The sequence below is a fragment of the Lysinibacillus sp. GW823-FHT06C08 genome, from assembly GCF_058795135.1.
Genome location: NZ_JBXAHN010000012.1, coordinates 35,324 through 57,913, shown reverse-complemented (window position 1 = coordinate 57,913; position 22,590 = coordinate 35,324). Strand labels below are relative to the sequence as shown.

Annotated in this window: 24 protein-coding genes and 1 riboswitch; of the genes, 20 read left to right on the top strand and 4 right to left on the bottom strand. The window is 38.1% G+C overall.

The features are described 5' to 3' along the window. Positions 1-1,416, top strand: a complete 1,416-nt coding sequence (locus AC1Q6O_RS20875; RefSeq protein ID WP_492402115.1) for a M20 family metallopeptidase — start codon at positions 1-3, stop codon at positions 1,414-1,416. Positions 1,417-1,500: 84 nt separating this feature from the next. After that, positions 1,501-2,463 (top strand): glutaminase, encoded by a 963-nt coding sequence (locus tag AC1Q6O_RS20870; RefSeq protein ID WP_008180161.1) that lies wholly within the window; start codon positions 1,501-1,503, stop codon positions 2,461-2,463. A gap of 34 nt (positions 2,464-2,497) precedes the next feature. Here the strand turns inward: AC1Q6O_RS20870 and AC1Q6O_RS20865 are convergent, their stop codons facing one another. Together AC1Q6O_RS20865 and AC1Q6O_RS20860 are read right to left on the bottom strand one after the other, a co-directional pair. Further along, positions 2,498-3,835, bottom strand: coding sequence for an amino acid permease (locus AC1Q6O_RS20865; RefSeq protein ID WP_089986082.1), 1,338 nt, complete (start codon positions 3,833-3,835; stop codon positions 2,498-2,500). Positions 3,836-3,998: 163 nt separating this feature from the next. Continuing rightward, positions 3,999-4,075, bottom strand: a riboswitch (glycine riboswitch). A gap of 407 nt (positions 4,076-4,482) precedes the next feature. Continuing rightward, positions 4,483-4,869, bottom strand: coding sequence for a rhodanese-like domain-containing protein (locus AC1Q6O_RS20860; protein ID WP_008180167.1), 387 nt, complete (start codon positions 4,867-4,869; stop codon positions 4,483-4,485). 204 nt (positions 4,870-5,073) lie between these two features. Here AC1Q6O_RS20860 and AC1Q6O_RS20855 point away from each other — a divergent pair, with 204 nt between their 5' ends. The 6 genes from AC1Q6O_RS20855 (at position 5,074) to AC1Q6O_RS20830 (ending at position 11,621) form a co-directional block, all read left to right on the top strand. Beyond that, on the top strand, positions 5,074-5,904 hold the full coding sequence (locus AC1Q6O_RS20855; protein WP_025116068.1) for a lipoate--protein ligase family protein: 831 nt from the start codon (positions 5,074-5,076) through the stop codon (positions 5,902-5,904). A gap of 188 nt (positions 5,905-6,092) precedes the next feature. After that, on the top strand, positions 6,093-8,663 hold the full coding sequence (locus AC1Q6O_RS20850; protein ID WP_089986081.1) for a vitamin B12-dependent ribonucleotide reductase: 2,571 nt from the start codon (positions 6,093-6,095) through the stop codon (positions 8,661-8,663). Positions 8,664-9,145: 482 nt separating this feature from the next. Further along, a complete protein-coding gene (locus AC1Q6O_RS20845) occupies positions 9,146-9,430 on the top strand; it encodes a hypothetical protein (RefSeq protein WP_089986080.1) in 285 nt (94 codons plus the stop codon). 332 nt (positions 9,431-9,762) lie between these two features. Next, the gene (locus tag AC1Q6O_RS20840; RefSeq protein WP_089986079.1) at positions 9,763-10,701 is read left to right on the top strand and encodes an alpha/beta hydrolase fold domain-containing protein; all 939 of its coding nucleotides are present in this window, start codon (positions 9,763-9,765) and stop codon (positions 10,699-10,701) included. Between the two features lie 231 nt (positions 10,702-10,932). After that, the gene (locus AC1Q6O_RS20835) at positions 10,933-11,139 is read left to right on the top strand and encodes a helix-turn-helix transcriptional regulator (protein WP_089986078.1); all 207 of its coding nucleotides are present in this window, start codon (positions 10,933-10,935) and stop codon (positions 11,137-11,139) included. Next, on the top strand, positions 11,139-11,621 hold the full coding sequence (locus AC1Q6O_RS20830) for a hypothetical protein (RefSeq protein ID WP_089986077.1): 483 nt from the start codon (positions 11,139-11,141) through the stop codon (positions 11,619-11,621). The genes AC1Q6O_RS20835 and AC1Q6O_RS20830 overlap by 1 nt, the downstream gene beginning before the upstream one ends. Before the next feature lie 131 nt (positions 11,622-11,752). Here AC1Q6O_RS20830 and AC1Q6O_RS20825 read toward each other — a convergent pair whose 3' ends face one another. Beyond that, the gene (locus AC1Q6O_RS20825) at positions 11,753-12,724 is read right to left on the bottom strand and encodes a DUF1385 domain-containing protein (protein ID WP_051998125.1); all 972 of its coding nucleotides are present in this window, start codon (positions 12,722-12,724) and stop codon (positions 11,753-11,755) included. A 109-nt stretch (positions 12,725-12,833) separates the two neighbouring features. Between AC1Q6O_RS20825 and AC1Q6O_RS20820 the strand changes: the two genes are divergently transcribed. From AC1Q6O_RS20820 to accC, 12 genes are all read left to right on the top strand, one after another. Further along, a complete protein-coding gene (locus tag AC1Q6O_RS20820) occupies positions 12,834-13,259 on the top strand; it encodes a hypothetical protein (RefSeq protein ID WP_089986076.1) in 426 nt (141 codons plus the stop codon). Between the two features lie 63 nt (positions 13,260-13,322). Further along, positions 13,323-13,757: a type II 3-dehydroquinate dehydratase gene (gene aroQ / locus AC1Q6O_RS20815; protein WP_036126950.1), complete on the top strand. Its 435-nt coding sequence runs from the start codon at positions 13,323-13,325 to the stop codon at positions 13,755-13,757. 2 nt (positions 13,758-13,759) lie between these two features. Beyond that, positions 13,760-14,821, top strand: a complete 1,062-nt coding sequence (locus AC1Q6O_RS20810; RefSeq protein ID WP_492402112.1) for a M24 family metallopeptidase — start codon at positions 13,760-13,762, stop codon at positions 14,819-14,821. A 17-nt stretch (positions 14,822-14,838) separates the two neighbouring features. Further along, positions 14,839-15,396: an elongation factor P gene (efp, locus tag AC1Q6O_RS20805; RefSeq protein ID WP_008179859.1), complete on the top strand. Its 558-nt coding sequence runs from the start codon at positions 14,839-14,841 to the stop codon at positions 15,394-15,396. 206 nt (positions 15,397-15,602) lie between these two features. Further along, positions 15,603-16,610 carry an NAD(P)H-dependent flavin oxidoreductase gene (locus tag AC1Q6O_RS20800; protein WP_089986075.1) on the top strand — a complete coding sequence of 336 codons (1,008 nt, stop codon included), beginning with the start codon at positions 15,603-15,605 and terminating at the stop codon, positions 16,608-16,610. Positions 16,611-16,702: 92 nt separating this feature from the next. Then, the gene (locus AC1Q6O_RS20795) at positions 16,703-16,912 is read left to right on the top strand and encodes a hypothetical protein (protein WP_008179863.1); all 210 of its coding nucleotides are present in this window, start codon (positions 16,703-16,705) and stop codon (positions 16,910-16,912) included. Between the two features lie 5 nt (positions 16,913-16,917). After that, positions 16,918-17,295: a hypothetical protein gene (locus tag AC1Q6O_RS20790; RefSeq protein WP_492402109.1), complete on the top strand. Its 378-nt coding sequence runs from the start codon at positions 16,918-16,920 to the stop codon at positions 17,293-17,295. Between the two features lie 12 nt (positions 17,296-17,307). Beyond that, on the top strand, positions 17,308-18,219 hold the full coding sequence (locus tag AC1Q6O_RS20785) for a stage III sporulation protein AE (protein ID WP_036126944.1): 912 nt from the start codon (positions 17,308-17,310) through the stop codon (positions 18,217-18,219). A 207-nt stretch (positions 18,220-18,426) separates the two neighbouring features. Further along, entirely contained in the window at positions 18,427-18,846 is a 420-nt protein-coding gene (locus tag AC1Q6O_RS20780; RefSeq protein ID WP_008179869.1) for a SpoIIIAG-related protein, read from the top strand. Continuing rightward, positions 18,847-19,401 (top strand): SpoIIIAH-like family protein, encoded by a 555-nt coding sequence (locus AC1Q6O_RS20775; protein ID WP_008179871.1) that lies wholly within the window; start codon positions 18,847-18,849, stop codon positions 19,399-19,401. A 199-nt stretch (positions 19,402-19,600) separates the two neighbouring features. Beyond that, complete coding sequence (accB, locus tag AC1Q6O_RS20770) at positions 19,601-20,098, top strand: acetyl-CoA carboxylase biotin carboxyl carrier protein (RefSeq protein ID WP_008179873.1); 498 nt, start codon at positions 19,601-19,603, stop codon at positions 20,096-20,098. Positions 20,099-20,110: 12 nt separating this feature from the next. Beyond that, positions 20,111-21,478: an acetyl-CoA carboxylase biotin carboxylase subunit gene (accC, locus tag AC1Q6O_RS20765; RefSeq protein ID WP_008179874.1), complete on the top strand. Its 1,368-nt coding sequence runs from the start codon at positions 20,111-20,113 to the stop codon at positions 21,476-21,478. A 462-nt stretch (positions 21,479-21,940) separates the two neighbouring features. Here accC and AC1Q6O_RS20760 read toward each other — a convergent pair whose 3' ends face one another. Next, positions 21,941-22,465, bottom strand: a complete 525-nt coding sequence (locus AC1Q6O_RS20760; RefSeq protein WP_492402107.1) for a GNAT family N-acetyltransferase — start codon at positions 22,463-22,465, stop codon at positions 21,941-21,943. Positions 22,466-22,590 lie beyond the last annotated feature (125 nt).

Here is a 22,590-nt window from a genome sequence, read left to right as displayed (position 1 = left end):
ATGAGTTTTCAAGAAAAAATTTCTACATTTATTGAGGCAAAGAAGGATGCTAGTGTAGCATTAAGCGATGCAATTTGGGCTGTACCGGAGCTTCATTTTCAAGAAAAACGATCCATGCAATATATGAAAGAGGCACTCGAAAACGAGGGGTTTCAAACTGAGGTTGGCTTAGCTGGGCTTGATACTGCGCTTGTTGGAACTTTTGGGTCAGGAAAGCCAGTCATCGCCTTTTTAGGGGAATACGATGCACTACCAGGCTTGAGCCAAAAGGGCGGTGTTACCACTCATGAGCCTCTTGAGAATGGGGGAAGTGGTCATGGCTGTGGCCATAATTTATTAGGAACAGGAGCATTTGCAGCAGCTGTTGCCGTAAAAGATTATTTAGAGCAACATCCACAATCCGCAACCATCCGTTTTTACGGTTGCCCTGCAGAAGAAAATGGATCTGGTAAAGCTTATATGGCGAAAGCTGGCTTATTCGATGATGTAGATATCGCCATTTCTTGGCATCCTGGTACGTTTTCAACGGTGATGACTTGTAGCTCTCTAGCAAACTATGCTGTTACATTTAAGTTTACAGGTAAAAGTGCACATGCTGCAGCTGCTCCTCATCTGGGAAGAAGTGCATTAGATGCTGTTGAGCTGATGAACGTTGGGGTAAACTACTTACGAGAGCATATTATTCCAGAAGCAAGAGTGCATTATGCTATTACAAACTCTGGTGGAACATCTCCGAATGTTGTTCAACCATATGCTGAGGTTACCTATTTAGTGCGAGCACCTAAAAAGCAACAAGTGCAAGAAATCTATCAGCGCGTTGAACAAATAGCGAAGGGTGCAACGCTCATGACAGGTACTTCCCTAGAAATCGATTTTGAAGGTGCTGCCTCTAATTTAATAACGAATAAGACACTTTATGATGCCATGTATCAACAAATACTTGAAATTGGCATGCCAGACTATACAATAGAGGATGAACAGTATGCTCAGGCTATTTTCAATACGTTTTCTCCTGAAGTACAAGCCTCTTCATTAGTTGGTCTACATAAAGGTGATGTTCAACAATTACAAGGAAAAGTTATTGCTGATCATATTCCTCGAATGCTCCCTGAATTTATCATGGGTGGCTCTACTGATGTGGGAGATGTTAGCTGGAATGTGCCAACTGTTCAATGTACGACAGTATGTATGGCATTAGGAACGCCACTGCATACATGGCAAGTTGTTTCTCAAGGTGTCACACCAATCGCCCATAAAGGTATGCTACAAGCTGCTAAAATTATGGCGTGTACAGCTATTGAGTTATTGGGTAATCCAATACTGATTGAGAAAGCTAAAAAGGAATGGCAAGAACGTCTTGATGGGGAGACGTATGAATCGTTAATTCCGGAGGGGACAATGTCTCCAAAGCTATAAAAGGATAGCAAAAATATGGATAGAGTCTTCATAGGAGAACTATGAAGACTCTGTTTTTGCACATTTTGAAAGGAGTCCACAGTAATGTCAACACAACCTAGTCACGATCAGCTTGTGGCACAATCGGTCACACAGTTTCGCTCTGCCGCAAAAGAAGGACGGTGCGCTAACTATATCCCTGCATTAGCTAAAAAAGACCCAAATCAATTAGCTATAGCCATTATTGGCACTGAAGGGCATGAAATTAAAGCTGGTGATACGACGGAGTTATTTACGCTTCAAAGTGTTTCCAAAGTAATCACCTTTATACTGGCCTGTATGGATCGAGGATTGCCCTATGTATTAGAGAGGGTTGATGTTGAGCCAACAGGGGATACATTCAACTCTATTATTCGCTTAGAAAGTCATCAGCCAGGAAAGCCCTTTAATCCAATGATTAATGCTGGGGCGATTACTGTCTCCTCTATGATGATTGGTCATTCACCACAGGAGAAGATTGACAAAATCCTGCAATTTTTAGAGCAAATCATAGGTAAGCAATTAAGTGTCAACGAGGAAGTGTTTCAATCTGAGTGGCAGACAGCTAACCGTAATCGAGCACTAGCCTACTATTTAATGGATTCTGGTTTCTTAGACTGCCCAGTAGAAGCGGCTCTTGAGGTTTACTTAAAGCAATGTGCGATTGAAGTCAATGTATCCGATTTAGCGATGATTGGTTTAGTTATCGCTAATGATGGCTATCATCCGCTATTAAAGAAACAGTTATTTCCTAAACAAGTGGCAAAATTAGCAAAGGCTTTAATGGTAACATGCGGTATGTACAATGCTTCAGGAAAATTTGCGGCATTTATTGGACTTCCTGCTAAAAGTGGTGTTTCTGGTGCCATTCTTACTGCTGTCCCAGGCCATGCAGGGTTAGATTCACCATTCCCTGCTGGCTGTGGCATAGGTATTTATGGACCAGCCATCGATCCTATCGGGAATAGTGTCGCAGGTGTCCAATTACTGAAACATTTAGCGACAGAATGGGATATGACCATTTTTTAACGAGTAGAAGATGACTTCAGAGTGAGCTCTGAAGTCATCTTTTTTTCATTTTATATAGAATGAATAGGACAATAAACCAAATAGGGGTTAGGAGAAGAGCTGTACGTGTTGCCTCAGAAATAAACATCACAATTAATAGGAAAGCAAAAAACGCAAGCACTACGTAGTTAATAAAAGGTGTCAGCGGTGCTTTGAAGCTTGAGGCTTCATGTAGGGCACGATTTTTCCGTTTATAGATGATGTGAGAAATGATGATAATACTCCACACCCATATGAAGCAAATCGCACTAATAGTCGTTACGATACTAAAGGCATTCTCTGGCATTAGCTTACTTAACAGTGCCCCTACAGATACAACAATTGCAGAAATGACTAGTGCGTTACTTGGAACACTATTTTTATTGAGCTTAGCAAAAGCAGGTGATGCTTGTTTATTTTTACCAAGATTAAAGAGCATGCGACTTGTTGAAAATAAACCACTATTACCAGCAGAAGCGGCTGAAGTGAGCACAACAAAATTAATAATACCTGCAGCAATTGGAATGCCCGCTAACGTAAATACTTGGACAAATGGACTGCTTGCGGCAGACATTTCATACCATGGATTGATACATAGGATGACAAACAGTGCCCCTACATAAAAGAGTAGAATTCGAAATGGTATTTTATTGATAGCAGAAGGAATGTTTTTTTGTGGGTCTGCAGTCTCGGCTGCTGATACCCCTACTAATTCCACACCGACGAAAGCGAAAACAACCATCTGGAAGGCCATTAAAAAGCCATATACTCCATTTGGAAACAGGCCGCCGTGGACCCAAAGATTATCTACTGAAACCGTCCCAGAGCTTGTTTGAAAGCCTGTCACTAACATCATAAGTCCAAGGATAATGAGCGCCACAATGGTAATCACTTTAATGATAGCAAACCAAAATTCTAACTCCCCAAATAGTTTGACCGTCAATAAATTCAGTAGTAGTAATACTACTAAACAACCAATAGCTGGAACCCACTGAGGGATATCAAACCAATATTGTGTATAAACCCCTACAGCGATAATATCCGCCATCGCTGTCATGATCCAACAGAACCAGTAGGTCCAGCCTGTTACATACCCTGCCCATGGCCCTATATATTCGGAGGCAAAATCCGTAAATGATGTATATCCTGAATTCGATAATAATAGTTCGCCTAATGCACGCATAACAAAAAAGAGTGCCGTTCCGACAATTAAATAGGCAAGGATGATCGAAGGCCCTGCTAATGCAATGGCTTTCCCAGAGCCTAGAAATAAACCGGTTCCTATTGTCCCACCAATGGCAATAAGCTGTACATGGCGATTTTTTAATTCACGTTTTAATTGTTGCTGTTCCACGTTAATCCCCCCAAAGATGCATAAAAAATGACTGAAAAAATAAAAAAAGAGACTAGTTGTGACACTAGTCTCGGAAAAACGTCAGAATAACAAATACCATTTGATCACGGATGGTTCATGAAATCATTCGTAACCATCGTATGGCATCGCTTAAAAAAGCTGTTATTACTCCTCTGTCCTTTTGCCTGAGATAGTGAACCCTTCGGCGACGCAAATTGCGCTCTCTCCAGAACTGCTCCTGCTATAGTTTGATCCATAGCATTCATAGCTTATTAATTTTTTAACATAAATATTATTTTAAGATATTATATATCCTAGCAGTGCTTTTACAAATATTCAACTAGAAATTTATATTATTTTCAGAAAAATAGAAGAATGTAGTGAATAAATGAAAATTACTAACGATAATTAGTATTTTTGGACATACAAAGATTTCCGTAGTATGCGCAAATGGGTAAATACGAAAGGTTTATGTGAAGAAATGGAGTGGGACAAGTGAGGGGAGAGAGGATCACTATAGTATGAAAGAGTGTACGAAATAGCCACTTAAAATTTTGCAATAGATATAATATAGTAGAAACTCTGAATTTTTTGTATAAAAAGAAGCCGTCTCCTAGTTCTTTGAGACGACTTTTTTTAGGGAAATATTAATATTTTTTGGCTTTTATTTTACCTGTCCAAGTTTTGAAACCGCCTTGAAGTTGGTAAATTTGGTTGTACCCACGTTTTTTAAGAAATAGTGCAGCACGTGAGCTACGGCCTGTATTTTGACAGTATAAATATACTGGTAAATCTGGGCGAATTTCTTTATAACGTTGACGTAATGTTGTGGAAGGAACATTTCGTGCGCCAAGAATGTGACCAGCATCAAATTCTTTTTGTTCACGAACATCGATTAGCTGCGCTTTACGATAGCCTTCAATAAATTGTTCTTGTGTTAAGTTTGTTACAGCTTTTTTGAGTCTTAGTGCATTTATACCGATGTATGCAATTACGACTACTAAAACGACACCGATTGTGATAAGTATGTCCAAGATTTTCTTACCCCTTTCTATCTTCTTTATTATTATAAAAGATGCGCTAGCGATAGTCCAATGAGTTTGATAAAATTAACTAGATTGTGGCGAATTCGTCGATATCGTTTGCAAAGCCACAACTTGAACTGTAACGTAATCTTCGTTAAGGTTGAACCGCAGGTGGGGCCTGAGGTATTTTTATAAATTGTAGGAGATGAACATATGACAACTTGGTATTTTTTAAATTCAGGGAAATGTAGTCCTTCTTTTAATATGGCACTAGATGAAGCATTACTTGATTGGCATAGTGAGGGGTTAATTCCACCAGTCATTCGTTTTTATGAGTGGGAACCGGCAACATTATCAATCGGTTATTTTCAGCAAGCCAAAAAAGATATAAATTTAGATGCTGTACGTGAGCAAGGCTTAGGTTTTGTACGTCGACCAACTGGTGGACGAGCTGTGCTGCATGAGCATGAGCTCACATATAGTGTCATCGTAACAGAAAGCTATCCAAATATGCCAGAGTCAGTGACAGAGGCGTACCGTGTGCTAAGTGAAGGCATCTTGCAAGGTTTCCATAACTTAGGGATGGATGCCTATTTTAGTGTCCCTGATACAGAGGAGAAAAGAGCAGACTTAAAGAGTCCGAAAAGTGCAGTATGCTTTGATGCTCCAAGCTGGTATGAGCTGGTAGTTGAAGGGAAAAAAATAGCGGGAAGTGCGCAAACACGTCAAAAAGGTGTTATATTGCAGCATGGTGCCATTTTATTAGATTTAGATCAGGAGAAGTTATTATCGGTCTTTAATTTTTCGAGTGAAGAAGCGAAGGATCGTATGCGCAGAAAATTACCAGAGAAAGCAGTAGCGATTAACAGTCTTGTGGATGAACCTGTGACAGTTGAACAATGTGTGACTGCTTTTCGAGATGGTTTTGCAAAATCGTTGCAAATTGAATTAAAACCATTTACACTTTCTGAGGAGCAGTTAGAATATGTCCGTGCATTAGAAGAAAAAAAATATGCATCTGATGAGTGGAACTTCAAAAAGTAAAAAATGGTATAAAAAAAATATTTTTAAGCGTTAAATCCTTGCTATTACAAGTAGTTACGATTCTATTGAAAAAAGCAAGAGTTGAATTGAAAGTCTATATATAGTATCTTTTTTAAAGACATATACACAATATGTAGTGTTTAACAACACATGATATTGTGTATTTATTTTGTAAGGGAGGCAAAACGATGGTACTCACAAATCATCAACCCGATGTAAACAATCAATTTGAACAGTTAAACAAAGATATCGAACAATTCCCGCAGGTACACCCTGTAACGCCTGATATGCACATCACGCACAAAGGTGTATCAAGACTTGTCATGATCGATCGCTACTCGTTTAAAGACACAGAAAAGAAAACACTAAAAGCCGGTGACTTTGTTGTTTTAACGGTAAAAGCTGATCCAAAGTTCCCTGCACGTGGTTTAGGGACAATTCAAAAGCTGGACATGACTACAAAAACAGCTGATATTTTGATTGAGGAAGATTATCGTAGCGTTTTAGACGATCCACAGGAGCAAGAAACGGGTGTGATTACGCGTTCAATTGACGTGCTAGAGAAGCCTCTTGAGATTTTTTATGAACAAATCGCTAAACGAAATGCAACAGGACTGGCGGTTGTTGAAAAAACACCAGAAAAACGCCAAGAATGGTTTGAAAAATTTTATGAGCAATTAGTGTCCTTAAAGTTCATTCCTGCAGGACGAGTAATATACGGAGCAGGATCTGAAACAGATGTAACATTCTTTAACTGTTACGTAATGCCTTTTGTTGCGGATTCACGTGAAGGTATTAGTGATCACCGTAAACAAGTAATGGAAATTATGAGCCGTGGTGGTGGAGTAGGAACAAATGGTTCCACATTACGTCCTCGCAACACATTGGCACGTGGAGTAAACGGTAAATCGTCAGGTTCTGTTTCTTGGTTAGATGATATTGCTAAATTAACACATCTTGTAGAGCAAGGTGGCTCACGTCGTGGAGCACAAATGATTATGCTTGCCGATTGGCATCCAGATATTGTGGAGTTTATTATTTCGAAAATGCAAAACCCACGTATCCTTCGTTACCTAATTGAAAATACAACGGATGAAACAATCATTCGTCTAGCTAAAGAGAAATTAAACTTCAAGCCACTTTCTATGCAGGAAGAAGCTATGTATCAAGGCATTGTAAACTATAAAAGCATTGAAGGTTTAGGTGGATTTGATACAGCCATTATTCGTGAGGCTGAAAATAAATTACGTGATGGTGGCACATATACTGTGCATAACTCAGAGTTTTTAACAGGTGCAAACATCTCCGTAACATTAACAAAAGAATTTATGGAAGCTGTTGAAAACGATGCTGATTTCGAACTGCGTTTCCCAGCGGTTGAAGAATACTCGAAAGAAGAAATGCATGCTTACAACACAGAATGGCATCATGTTGGTGACGTTCGTGAATGGGAGAAAATGGGCTATAAAATCCGCACATATCGCACGATCAAAGCGAAAGAATTGTGGAATTTAATTAACGTATGTGCAACATACTCTGCAGAGCCAGGAATTTTCTTTATCGACAATGCGAATGATATGACGAATGCAAAGGCATATGGTCAAAGCGTTGTTGCAACTAACCCATGTGGGGAACAGCCACTTGCGCCATACTCAGTGTGTAACTTGGCAGCGGTAAACCTTGCACAATTTGCGAATAAAGACAATCAAACTGTAGATTACGAAGCACTACGTGAAACGGTTCGTGTTGGTGTTCGTATGCAGGATAATGTTATTGATGCAACTCCATACTTCTTAGAGGAAAACCGTGTACAAGCACTTGGTGAGCGTCGTGTTGGTCTAGGCGTAATGGGCCTAGCTGATTTACTCATTTATTGTGAGAAAGAATACGGTTCTGAAGCAGGTAATGCTTTAGTCGATGAAATCTTTAAAACAATTGCTGAAACCGCGTATGAGGCGTCTACAGAGCTTGCTAAAGAGCGTGGAAGCTTCCCATTCTTAGTAGGTGCTACTGACGAAGAAACAGCTCGTTTACGTAAAGCTTTCACAGAAACAGGCTTCATGCAAAAAATGCCTGCTCACATCAAGGAGCAAATTTTAGCAACAGGTATCCGTAACTCCCATTTATTAACGGTTGCCCCAACAGGTTCAACAGGAACAATGGTAGGCGTAGCAACAGGTCTTGAGCCATATTTCTCCTTCACTTACTACCGTTCTGGCCGTCTAGGTAAGTTCATTGAAGTGAAAGCTGAAATTGTAAAAGAATATTTAGATCGTCATCCAGAGGCTAGTGAGCAAGAGCTTCCAGAATGGTTTGTAACGGCAATGGAGCTAAAACCAGAGGCACATGCGGATGTACAATGTATTATTCAAAAATGGATTGATTCATCGATCTCTAAAACAGTAAACGCGCCAAAAGGCTATACTGTACAACAAGTTGAAAAAGTATATGAGAGACTATATAAAGGTGGCGCTAAAGGTGGTACGGTCTATGTGGATGGTAGCCGTGATTCACAGGTACTTACGCTAAAAGCCGAAGAAAATGATATGGATCAACTATCATTTGAGGAAGAATTAGTAGAAGAACATACAACACGTCCAGTCGTATTAGTTGATACGATTCAAGCACTAGAGTCCACGACGGTAATTGGCTCGGACGTAGGAAATACATGTCCAGTATGTCGTAAAGGAACAGTCGAAGAAATGGGCGGCTGTAATACTTGTACAAACTGTGGCGCACAGTTAAAATGCGGCCTGTAAATTTTATGTTCTTGTTGCTTTGAATAAAAGAATGAAAACGGTAATAAATTTTGATTAAAAGTAACCTCTTCGGTATTATGGCCGTAAGAGGTTATTTTTTTATATTTTTCTGAAAATTATAGGTCTGATATGACTCCAGTAGAATCAAAACTTATTCGACTAAATGTTCATCATCTATTGTGAGGATATTGAAGAATGGGTTTTGGACAAAGTTCTGGTGCCGATTAGTATTGTACTTAAAGGAAGAGTGGAATACTTTTATAACAATGTTTCTGGTGAAAGGCTGATTATGTTGGAATATATATCCTTATGGTAAAATCTCCATTAAAGCAAGAAAGAATCATTACCAATCAAACATTTATATATATAGGAGTCGCATCAGGAAAGTGTGGATTTACAACAATAATTATAATAATTTCCAATTAAGGGCTGGGAACATCCTCATTACAATTTATGTCTATATTGAAAAGGGAGGTAGAATAATGTGGTTACTATTCGGACTTATTGCTATAGTAGCAACTTTTATAAATCTTTATTTGTATACAACAGGTAAAGATTATAAACTAGCGATGGCAATGGGGTTATCATTTACAGCATTGACACTTTGTTCGGAATATAGTTTTGTATCTAGCTGGGTACAAGTAGAAGATTGGGCAGCTTTAGAGGATGTAGTACCAGGTATGGAAAGGGCATTATGGTTTTTGACAATTGTTTCTATCTTACTAAATATAGTACCTATACTATTAGAGCTAAAAAATAAAAAATAAAAAATAAAAAATAAAAAATAATACTGATTCGGGTTCATACGGATAAATGGTAAGCAAAATTAAGTTCTCAAAAACGCTTTGGGAACTTCATTCATTTTAACCCAGCTTTATTTCTTCAAAGAAGCGGATAGATATTTTATATTTAACATGCAAATTTGAAGGAGTATACGCCAATTTGTGGAATTAAAATAATGTCCGGTCAATTGTAATAAAGTTTGACGACAACACCTATTTTGTAAAGTACTAGCTAATGACATTTGATTTTAAGGCTTGTTTATTTAGGGTTCTCATACATCCAGCTAGATAAAAAAATGGTGAAAGGGGATAAAGTAATGAGTGTAGTAATTTTTAATGGAGAGCGTTCTGAAGAAAGTGTTTTATTTGAAAAGTTGTTATTTTCCCAGAGTAATAAAGTGAGTTTTTCTAGTGTTGAAAATGCTAAACAGTTCATCAAGCAAAGAGCAACTGTGAATAATCAGCCTTATGTCATTGGGGATGATGTTCAATTTTTAAGTGTTAAGGATGAACAAACTTTTGAGGATATGCAAGTTTTTACATTAAATGATCAAAAGTCCTCGAAGCAAAAAGTGATTCTCTATATTCATGGTGGTGCTTGGACGAATCAACCGTTAAATTTACACTGGCTGTTCATGGATAAAATAGCACAAGCATTACAGGCAAAAGTTATCGCTCCGATATATCCAAAAGTACCTCATTTTAATCATAAGGACACGTACCAAAAAATACTTCATCTCTATAATAGGATTTTAGAGTCGGTTGAAAGCTCCAATCAATTAACGATTATAGGAGATTCTGCAGGAGGTAATATAGCACTTGGTTTGGCCCAGCTTTTAAAGCAAAACCATTTGCCACAGCCACAAGATATTATTTTACTATCGGCTTGTGTTGACCTAAGTCTAGAAAATCCTCTTATCCCTGAATATGAAGAAAAGGACCCTATGCTAGCTAGTGAAGGAATGAGCGTCATCACAAAGATATGGGCAGCTGATAAGGATCTAAAGGACCCATTGATTAGTCCAATTTATGGTGATTTTCAAGGTCTAGCGAGTATTACTCATTTTATTGGCACCCATGAAAGTTTATATCCAGATGCAGTAAAGTTTGATGAACAACTAAGCGAGCAAGGGATTGATATTACAACCTTTGTTTATCCTAAAATGAACCATGTATTTGTTGTCATGCCCATCCCCGAAGCACTAGACGCTCAACAGAAAATTATAAATATTATTCATAGTAAAGTGTTGAAATAGAAAGGGTTACACTAAATAAATAGTGTGGAGATCCCAAGTGTGTTTTGATTTTTCAAAACACGCTTTTTTTATTTCCTGTTTTAATAAACGGATTTTTACGCTAAGCCCCTCACATCTCATTGTTTAAACGAAAATCAAATTGTAAAGCTAGCTTGACATAATAAAAGATGTAAAGTAAACTTTACTTATTACTAAATGTACAGTTTACTTTACATTTAATGAGGAGGCATTATGAAAAACAGAATTCGTGAATTGCGGAAATCGAAAAAGATTACGCAGGAGGATTTGTCTAATGTAGTGGGTGTCTCACGACAATCAATTATTGCAATTGAATCGGGAAAATTCAATCCATCATTAGAGCTTGCCTACAATATTTCAAAAGCGTTCAACTGCACGATTGAGGAAGTTTTTATTTTCGAAGAGGAGGGAATGACATAATGGAATTTTCTATAGGGGGTATTCTTGGACTGTACGGCGGGATGATTTTTGGCATCCTTGGCTGGTGGTTCGGAAGGAAAAAAGCGAAGAAAAATAGAGGCTTAGATGAAGTACACGACCATATTTGGCAAAAGGCGAAATCTTATTCATGGTATTTGACGTTAGCAGCAATTTATATTTTCTTTTCTTTAGTAGTGTTTGGGATTAAATTAAGCACTGCCATGGTTTTAGCTGTACTTTTATTTGTACACTTAGGGAGCTGGGCGATCATTGGGCTCATTTTGACTATCAACATGTACAGACCAATACCTTTTAAGCCTTCTTATGTGAAGTTAGGTATATGCATCAATGTCGCATCACTACTTATTTTTACCATTATCTCGATCCTAACAAATAATTGGCTGTTTTTATTATTCAGTATTCTGCCTAGTATGATGGGGATATTTACTGCCCTTACAGTCAATAGGAAAGTTTCCAAGTAAGTTTAGTTGTACGTTTCATCCCTTTGGATAGGTTTATCGAGCTGCGATTATGGCATTTAAACGAAAAATGCAAGGCTAGCATCTATATAAAAAAGGCAGTTCCAACAACTTACGTTGGGACTGCCTTTTCCTTAATCATGATTTAATGTTGCTGCTATTTCTGGCTGTTGCTCTACTTGAAGTAGCATATTAAAGGATGCAATGGCAACTTCCACTTGATCATCCTTTGGTTCGCGAGTCGTTAGCAATTGAAGCCATAGACCAGGATAGCCAAGGAATCGTAATACAGGGATATTACGGCAAGCATTTGTTGCCTGTAATACTTCAAATGATATTCCTAGTACTACTGGAATTAATAAAATACGATCTAAAATACGTAGCCATAGCGGGTCAGTTGGCACAAAGAAATATAAGAACATGCCGACAAAGACTGTGAAAAGAATAAAGCTACTACCACAACGATAGTGTAGACGTGATTGTGCTTGGACGTTTTCAACTGTAACGTCTAAACCAGCTTCATAGCAGTTGATGACTTTATGCTCGGCTCCATGGTACTGAAATACTCGTTTGATGAGAGGCGTTAACGAGATAAAATATAAATATGTGAGCAGTAATAGTAGTTTAATACCGCTTTCAAGTAAAATTTGGCCCGTTTTTCCTTCAATCCATTTAGAGAAAAAATCAGCTATAAAAACTGGAATTAGTGTAAAGGCAAATTTTCCAAATAAAAAGGAAAGAATACCTACTACAGCAACGCCAAGTATCATTTGAAGTTTGGATCCTTCTTCTTTATTATCTTCTTCTTCACCAGGTACTACATCATAACGATCCCCTGCAAATTGCATATGACGAGAACCTAAGCCTGCTGATTCAATCAACGCGACAACGCCTCGAACAAATGGGATTTTTTTAAGCTTTTGTAAAATAGGCTTTTGTACTTTTTTAAAATGATAATAATCAATGGAATCATCGTTACGACGAATGGCTGTAACTGTATGATCCTTTCCTCCGAACATCACACCTTCTAATTGTGCTTGTCCCCCGTATACAGGTGAATTGCTCAAGGCTAACACCACTCTCTTTATATATTTCAACTGTACCATTGTACTAAATTTAGTCAAAAACCTCTACAGTTACGCATAGTAAATTTTCTATATGGCTACACTAATCGTACATTTTAGGAAATGATTAGTGGGCAAGGGAGGAAATATTGTGAAAATAGGGACAATAACGTCACTTGTAAATGCGCTTGTTTTAGCATTGTGCTTAAAAGGTTTGCATTATTTTAATCTTATTAAATGGCATCCGATTGGTTTTTATAAAAAATGGGGATGGTTTGAAGAAAGCTCTAAATTATTTCACTGGACCTTCTTTATATTTCTTCTATTCATCATCGGATTGTTTGTATATATGACTATGCGCTATGTCTATGTCATTCCGGCGGTCTTTTCTTCGCTACTGCTAGGGCTTTTTGTAACGATTTTATTAGAATGGATTGCATTAGATTTACCATTACAACTTTCTTCCTTTAAAAAGCTTTCGATCCCATTCATTGTTGTCGTGGTTTGCCTTTTACGTTTCTTGTTAGAAACAGCCAATTTTCATCAGAGGGAGCATACGGCGCAAAAAGTAAATTAGTTGCTGTATGCGCCGTGTATGATAAAATAAATGGCAAGTACATAGAAAGAGGCGAATAGAAGCGTGAAGTTATTATGTTTGAATGGACCCAACTTAAATCGACTTGGAAAAAGAGAGCCACATATTTATGGACATGAAACATTGGATGATGTTCAAGAAAATGTTCAAAATCTTGCGGCTTCTTTAGGTGCCACAGTTGAATTTCGTCAATCCAATCACGAAGGGGTACTTGTGGATTGGGTGCATGAAGCAGAAGACGAAAAATATGATGGCATCATCTTTAATCCTGGTGCATATACCCATACAAGCATCGCGTTACACGATGCTATTGCAGGAATTTCTGTGCCAGTAATCGAAGTACATATTTCCAATATCCATAAACGTGAGGCTTTCCGTCATCATTCCTATCTTGCTCCGGCCTGCCTTGGTCAAATTTGTGGACTAGGTACGAAAGGCTATGAACTGGCACTACGTACATTTATCGAGAGGGAGAATTGATTATGTTGAAATTACAAAAGCTACGTAAAGCACTTCAAGAACAAAACATCGATGGTATTTTAGTTACGAATGGGTATAACCGCCGCTATATGACTGGTTTTACAGGGACAGCAGGCGTAGCAATTGTGTCTCAAAATGATGCTGTGTTTATTACAGATTTCCGATATACAGAACAAGCTGCCGCGCAAATTCAGGACTTCCGAATTGTTAAGCATGAAGCAACAATTATTGAAGAAATTGCTACACAAGTAAAGAATATGGGCATCAAATTACTGGGCTTTGAGAGAGATACTGTAAGCTATGGCACATATGAACTGTATAAATCGAATATTCAAGCTGATTTAGTGCCGATTTCTGGGCTAATTGAAAAAATTCGCTTGATTAAGACGGAACAAGAGATTAATATTATTAAGGCTGCGTGTGAAATTGCAGATCACGCATTTACACATATTTTAGGCTTCATCAAGCCTGGTAAAACAGAGCTTGAGGTTTCGAATGAATTAGAATTTTTCATGCGTAAACAAGGAGCGACTCAGTCTTCGTTTGACATAATTGTTGCGTCTGGTCTTCGTTCAGCATTACCACATGGCGTGGCAACGGATAAAGTGATTGAAAAATGCGACTTTGTTACATTAGACTTTGGTGCGCTATACAATGGCTATATTTCGGATATTACGCGTACTGTGGCTGTTGGAGAACCATCTGAAAAATTAGTAGATATGTACAATGCAGTCCTTGCTTCTCAGCTGTTAGCACTTGAAAAAGTGGGTCCTGGATTAACAGGTATTCAAGCGGACGCTATTGCACGTGACTACTTAAAAGAAAAAGGATATGGCGAAGCATTCGGTCATTCTTTAGGACATGGTATCGGTCTTGAAGTACATGAAGGCCCTGGCTTATCGATGCGTTCTGATGCAGTGCTAGAGCCAGGTATGGCCGTGACGATTGAACCGGGTGTTTATTTACCAGGTATCGGTGGTGTCCGTATTGAGGATGATATTTTAATCACTGAGACTGGGAATGAATTACTCACACATTCGTCAAAAGAACTCATTATTTTATAAACTTTGGAGGAACACAAATGATTTCAGTAAACGATTTCCGTACAGGTCTAACAATTGTTGTTGATGGCCAATTATACCGCGTGTTAGATTTCCAACACGTTAAACCAGGTAAAGGTGCTGCTTTCGTACGTTCTAAATTACGTAACCTACGTAACGGCTCAGTGAATGAAAAAACATTCCGTGCTGGTGAAAAAGTAGAAAAAGCACAAATCGATAACCGCAAAATGCAATATCTATATGCACAAGGTGACGACCATGTATTCATGGACCTAGAATCATACGAGCAAACTGAACTAGCTTCAGCAGCAATCGAGTATGAATTAAAATTCCTAAAAGAAAACATGGAAGTTCATATTCAATCTTACCAAGGTGAAATGCTAGGTGTTGAATTACCAAACACGGTTCAATTAGAAGTAACTGAAACAGAACCAGGCATTAAAGGTGACACAGCTTCAGGTGGTACGAAACCTGCTACTCTTCAAACAGGTCTTATTGTACAAGTACCATTCTTCGTAAACCAAGGTGATGTACTAATCATTAACACAGAAGAAGGCTCTTACGTTTCTCGTGCTTAATTATTAATGATCATTAACCTACTCTTTTTTATTAAAAGGGTAGGTTTTTATTTTTTTCTTATACATTTCTTGTTAAACGATCGGGACATTGTGATAATGGATAGAGAAACTGTCTCTTTTTTTCTTGTCTCCCTCCAAGTTTCTATCATCAGATAGATGGTCATTATTGGGAGAAATGTCTACAATAATCGTAAGGAGTGAGAGTTATGCTACAAACAATACTAGATAGTCAACAACCAATCATTCAAGCACCTATGGCAGGTGTCACATCACCTAAATTCGTTGCAGCTTGTACCGAGGCAGGATTATTAGGCTCTATAGGTGCAGGTTACTTAGATGGTGAACAAACAAAGCAATTTATTCAGGAAGTGAAAAAGCTAACGACAAAACCTTTTGCGGTCAATCTATTCGTACAAGAGGAGCCGCAAATTGATATCGAGGTTTTACAAAAGGCCCGCATGGCACTCCAACCTTTTTATGATGAGCTTGGACTATCGCCTGTACAAAGCGTTGTATCCAAGGAAGTTTTTGCTGGACAAGTCCAAGCGGTTATTGAGGAGAATGTAAAGATCTGCTCATTTACATTCGGTATTCCTTCAGCGGAGGTGCTCCAACAGTTAAAGGAACATGGGGTATATACAATTGGTACAGCTACTACATTAGCGGAAGCTCAGCTAGTTGAACAGGCTGGCATGGATGCGGTGGTCCTACAAGGCGGAGAAGCGGGTGGTCATCGAGGTTCCTTTACAGCACCACTTCAATTGATTCCTTTATATGACCTACTGCAGCAGGTAGCGGGGAACATAGCTATTCCTATTATCGCAGCGGGAGGTCTCGTGACGAAGGAGGATATTCAGAAGGCTTTAGAGAGCGGTGCACAGGCAGTGCAGGTTGGGACGGTTTTACTGGTGGCAGAAGAATGTGAAATTTCTCCGCTTTATAAAAATGCGGTGCTGGCATCAAAAGAACAGGAAACAACCATTACACTCGCATTTACGGGTAAACCAGCAAGGGGTCTAGCAAATGATTTTACTAGACGTATGAAGGATGCGACAGTTGCACCCTATCCGTTGCAAAATTATTTAACGACAACTATTCGTAAGGAAAGTGCTGAACAGGGCAATGCCGAATATTTATCGATGTGGATGGGCGAAAATAGCCATCTTGTTCAGCAAACTGGTACGGTCAAAAGTATCGTAGATAAATGGCTATAAAATTTTTACATAGAAGAGATCTCTATACAACTGTATAGAGGTCTTTTTTTTTGTAGAGCGACATATATTGCTGTACACGAGGGGGCGTAGGAATGGAATTACAAGACGTATTAAGAGTTGCTGGAGTGGGACTAGTAGTTGCGCTTCTTCATGTTTTCTTCGATCAAACAGGGAAGAAGGAATTTTCATTTTTCCTATTTTTTATTGCCTACTTATATATGACAGCAGAACTACTCCGATTTTTACGTCTATTTTTTACCGAAATTCTCACATTCTTTCAATGGCTGACATCATCCGGGTAGGGTAAATGGAAATTGTTATCGTTGCTGTTGTCATGCTGCTTTTATTATTGCTGATAAAAGAAGTCATACAGCCACTCCACGCGCTAATAAGTGTGATGTTTTCGTTTTTGCTTTTTGGCATGCTGTTCTCGACACTTTTATTGCCCTTCGTCAAGCAACTTTTAGAAACGCTTGCGTTTTTGCCTTATGCAAAGGCTATTTTAATTAGTGCAAGTATGTTCTATGTCGGGCAATGGGTGTCATTGCTGCTTGTAGAACATAACTATAGGGTGCTCGGGAACATTGTTTTTACGGCGGTAAAGATTGTTATTTTATTGTATTGGTTCAAAGAATTTTTGGCTGTTTTACAGGAGGTGTCGGCCATTTTACAAAGGCTAAACTAAGGAGCGGAGCCATTGCAGGAGCAAATACTATCGTTTTTAATCGACCCATTCTTTCTCTTGCTCAAGATGACACTTTTGCTTTGTAGTTATGTCATCATGATTTTAATCATCAACATGATATTACCAGAATTTGAAAAAGGGACAAGAATCCTCTTTTTTCTAATTGTGTTAGCTACGATAGGACCAGTTGTTGTTAAATCTTTTACATTAATTGATGAAATTGCACAAGGACTAGCCCATTTATTTACGGCGTTTTATCCTATTTTGACCTCAAGCTTTATGTTATCTAGTAGTATTACAGCCATTGCATCCTGGCAGCCTTTTTTGCTGTTTTTTGTACAAGTTCTCACAATTATTAGTAGTAAGTGGCTTATTCCTGGTGTTTTGTTAGCCATTGTTTTTGATGTATGTAGTGTGATTGTCAAGGAAATATCTTTTACACGGATCGCGGATTTGATTCGCTTTACCATTATGAGTATCGTTTCTGCCTCTGTTATTTGCTACGTCCTATTGATGACTGCAGGAGGAGTGGCAGCGTTTAGCGTCAATGCAGCTGTAGCTGAGCCAGTCAAAAAATTAATTGAAGAAAATATTCCGGTGGTTGGTTCGTTTATAGTTGATAGCTTTTCAATGTTTCAGCATATGACACAATTTACATCCTCCCTTACTAGCATTAGTGCCTTTATCGCAGTTATTACCGTATCGTTTATTCCAACTGTTCAACTTGTTGTCAGTGCCTATTCTTTAAAAATGCTTGCGGCTATTTTAGAACCAATTGCCTTTGATGATATTTGTAGACTACTAGATCAAATTAGTAAATCCCTATTTACCTTATGTGCAGTATCATTTTTGATTGCTTTTTCATTTATGTTCTCTTGTTTTTTCCTCATTGTGTTCGTACAAGTTATGGCAGGGGGGAGATAGATTGATTCTTTTATTGGCATTGCTCTTTGTTTGTCAGATATTTGTGTTTCTAACGGATGATAAGGAAATAATTTCACTCACAAAACTGGTCATCACGTTAGTATTTTTGCAATTGCTATTAAAGATTCCATTTATCAATTCATAGGAAGAAACAAGCGTACATACACTTGAAAAAGAGAAGATGAAAGGAGGCAATGTACAAGTGATGTGGAAAAGACACGAAAAAAAACAACGTCATTAATGGTTTTAATACTGGTAGCTGCCTCCGTTGGTATTTTCATCATTTTGCCTATGTATCAAACGAATTCAACGAACGACAAAGGTTCACCGCTCACGAATGAAGAAAAACTTGAGCAAACACTGAAAGCAATGCAAGGTGTTGGGGAGGTTAAAGTCTATTTTTATTATGGAGAGATGACAGATGACCAAGATGCCAATAAACTATTCAGCCAATATTTTCGAGGGACTGAGCAAGGCGCGAAAAACGTAACAGGAATGCTAGTTGTTTCAGAAGGTGCATCCGATATCTTTGTGAAAAATGAAATTCGTGCAGTCGTCAGTCAAGTGATGCAGTTGCCGATTCATCGAATTATTATCGTTCCAATGGAAAATAAGGAGGAAAAGTAAATGCGCGTACGTAGAAGAACAGTTTGGTTTATGACATTATTAAGTTTAGTAGCAGTCATTTCAGTGTATTATTTGGTTGATCCAGCAAAACAGTTCAATGGTCTTACTATTTTTACGGATGATACATTACAACAAACAGCTGTAAGTGGTGTTACAGATCAAAAAGCAACGAATGATGTGACACAAGAAGTTTCTTCACCGAGTCATTTATTTGAAGAAATGCGTATGCAAGTTAGTGATGAGAGAAGCCAACTTCGTGAGCAGTTAACACAAAAAATTGCTTCAGAAGAATCTTCCGCTGACGAAAAAAATGAGGCATTCAATGAAATGGATGGTCTTATTAAACGAGAATCAGCAGAAGCAATGCTTGAAATGCTCATTAAATCATTAGGCTATTCTGATGCATTTGTTCGTGCTGAAGGAGAAAAAGTTTCTGTTACAGTCATGGCTGAAGAATTATCAAAATCCCAAGCAAATGAAATTATATATTTAGTAAGAACAGAGATGGAAGGCGCAAATGATGTACAAGTAAAGTTCAGCGCGAATAATTATTAAAAATATAGAAAATAATAAATTTTTAGTTTATTTAAAAAGAGTTGTTATATATCAGCGTTATGAAAAGGCTTTCGCTTAGTAAAGGAAAGCCTTTTATTTTGTTCATATTTACTTAATTTTCATTTAACTATTTCAAATTGATTCGAAAAAATATAAAATAGTTATTGTAGTAGATTTTATTTCATAAGGAGAGTTAGAAATGTTCAAAATTCAAGAAATTCGCGAAATTATTAAATTAGTAGATTCTTCTTCAATTGACGAGTTTGTGTATGAGGTAGATGGCGCAAAAGTTAAGTTAAAAAAGAATAATATTGTTGTTACAGAAACTGTAGCACCTAAAAAAGAAGTAGTAGCACCTGTTGTACAACAATCTGCACCAGCAGAAGCTCCAGTAGCAGCACCAGCTAAAGTGGAAGAAGCACCTACTGCAGCGGCGCCAGCGATTAACGACCCATCGCTACATAAAATTGTATCTCCAATGGTCGGTACCTTCTATCAATCACCAAACCCAGATTCACCAGCTTACGTAAAAGCAGGCGACAAAGTAGGGAACGAAACAATTGTATGTATCGTAGAAGCAATGAAATTATTCAACGAAATTGAAGCAGAAGTGCAAGGGGAAATCGTTGAAGTACTTGTGAAAGATGGCGAATTAGTAGAATACGGCCAACCATTATTCCTTGTAAAAGCTCAGTAAGGAGTGCAAATCATGAAAAAAGTTTTAATTGCAAACCGCGGCGAAATCGCTGTGCGTATCATTCGTGCTTGTAAAGAGTTAGGCATTCAGTCAGTTGCTGTGTACTCTGAGGCAGATGCAGACGCATTACATGTGAAATTAGCAGACGAAGCCTACTGTATTGGACCAAAGCTATCAAAAGATTCTTATCTTAGCTTCCCAGCTCTACTTAGTGTAGCTGAAAAAACAGGTGCTGACGGTATCCACCCAGGCTATGGCTTTGTATCGGAGAACGCTGATTTTGCAGAAGCTTGTGAAAACGCTGGCATTAAATTTATCGGTCCATCATCTGATTCCATTAAAATTATGGGTATCAAGGACGTAGCACGTACAACAATGGAAGCAGCAGGAGTTCCACTTGTTCCGGGTACTGGTATTGTGCCAGATATCGAAACAGGTAAAGAATGGGCTGCTAAAATTGGCTATCCTGTAATCATCAAAGCCACTGCTGGTGGCGGTGGTAAAGGGATTCGCGTAGCACGTACAGAAGAAGATCTTGTCAAAGGTATTGATATTACGCAAAAAGAGGCTGCTGCTGCATTCGGTAACCCTGGCGTATATTTAGAGAAATTCATCGAGTACTTCCGTCACTGTGAAATCCAAATTTTAGCGGATGGCTATGGTAACGTCGTGCATTTAGGCGAGCGTGACTGTACTGTTCAACGTCGTATGCAGAAGTTAGTAGAGGAAGCTCCATCTCCAGCTCTTTCTTCTGAACGCCGTGCTGAAATGGGTGCAGCTGCCGTAAAAGCAGCCCAAGCCTGTGACTATGAAGGTGCTGGAACAATTGAGTTCATTTATGACTATCAAGAGGACAAGTTCTACTTCATGGAAATGAATACGCGTATCCAAGTAGAGCACCCAGTAACAGAAATGATTTCTGGTGTAGATCTTGTACAACAACAATTAAAAATTGCATCTGGTGAAAAACTACCTTTCACTCAAGATGATATTCAATTAAATGGTTGGGCTATTGAATGCCGTATTAACGCAGAAAATGCCTATAAAAACTTCATGCCTTCAGCAGGAACTGTGGATACGTATGTAACGCCAGGTGGCTATGGTGTACGTATTGATTCTGCTGTCTATGCAGGTTATACAATTCCACCATACTATGATTCAATGGTGGCAAAACTTATTGTTCATGCCGATACACGTGAAGAGGCGATTGCGAAAATGAATCGCGCGCTAGGTGAATTTGAAGTATCTGGTCCTGGAATCAATACAACGATTCCATTCCACCAAGCATTGATGAACAATGACGTTTTCAAATCAGCACAATTCAATACGAAGTTCCTTGAAGAGAACGATGTTTTGGGTGTAGCAGAAAAAGTGAAGTAAGCGTTCGCTATTTGAAATGCCTCTAACTTTTATAGTTAGAGGTTTTTTGTTTATCTAGAAAAGATCAGCGTACAAGGGACTTTGATTTAGAAGATATGACAGAAGCTATACAGCTACCAAGCTTTGATGGTACGTTTAAAGAGGAAGATACGATACTCTTTACTCCACCAAAGCTAATGATTGATGTAGCTGAATGACATGAGGCTAAGAAGGGTGTAGAAATTAAAAGTGCTTTGTAAATGGTGAAAGGGCAAATGCGTCTGTAGGGGTTCGTAAAGCGTCAATCAGTGAATATATATAAACTTTTAAACGTTTAGTAGATGTTTGTTCAAGTGGATTATTCTCCCACATTTGATTGTGAGAGCATAGCAAAAGGACTTGATTGTAATGAGGTTGAATCATACTCACAAGCCCTTAGTATGATAACTATTGTTTTGAATGTCGAATGGTTGATCATAGTTCCTATTTTAGTTTTTCCAAAACCTTATCAATATCATTCCACACATAGACGTATTCTTCTAACACTTTTCCACCAATATTAATTTGCACCGTCTTCACATATTCCGCTCCGTAATATTCATAGAAAAAACGTGTTTTATTTTCTGCTAATACTTCTACAAATATTGACTGATACCCACTCTGTTTAAAATACATAAATAACTCTTTCAATAAAAGTTTTCCAATCCTTTTGCCTTGATATTCTTCTAGTAGGTAAATAGAGGTTAAGTCACTTGAATTACGTTCAACGTTTGTTTCTCTAGTTGAAGAAACTGCAAAGCCAACAGTTTCTCCAATTTCATTTTCAGCGACAAGAACATAATTATCTTCTCTGATGATATTTCTTTCCCATAATTTTTCTCGTTGTTCATAGGATAATTTATCTAAAAAACTATCAGGAACAATATTTTTATAGGTTGTCCTCCAACTGTCAACATGAACCTTTCCAATACCTTGTGCATCTTGAATTGTTGCTGTTCTAATTTTCATCTTCATTCCCCCCTCATATTTTCTATCTTTTCCTTTACTAACAGAAAATTCTTTTTATTTAAAAACATAACATATTAGAGTAAGAGTTGGTAGTTAAATGGAGATTGCAAAATCTTGTAGAAGTG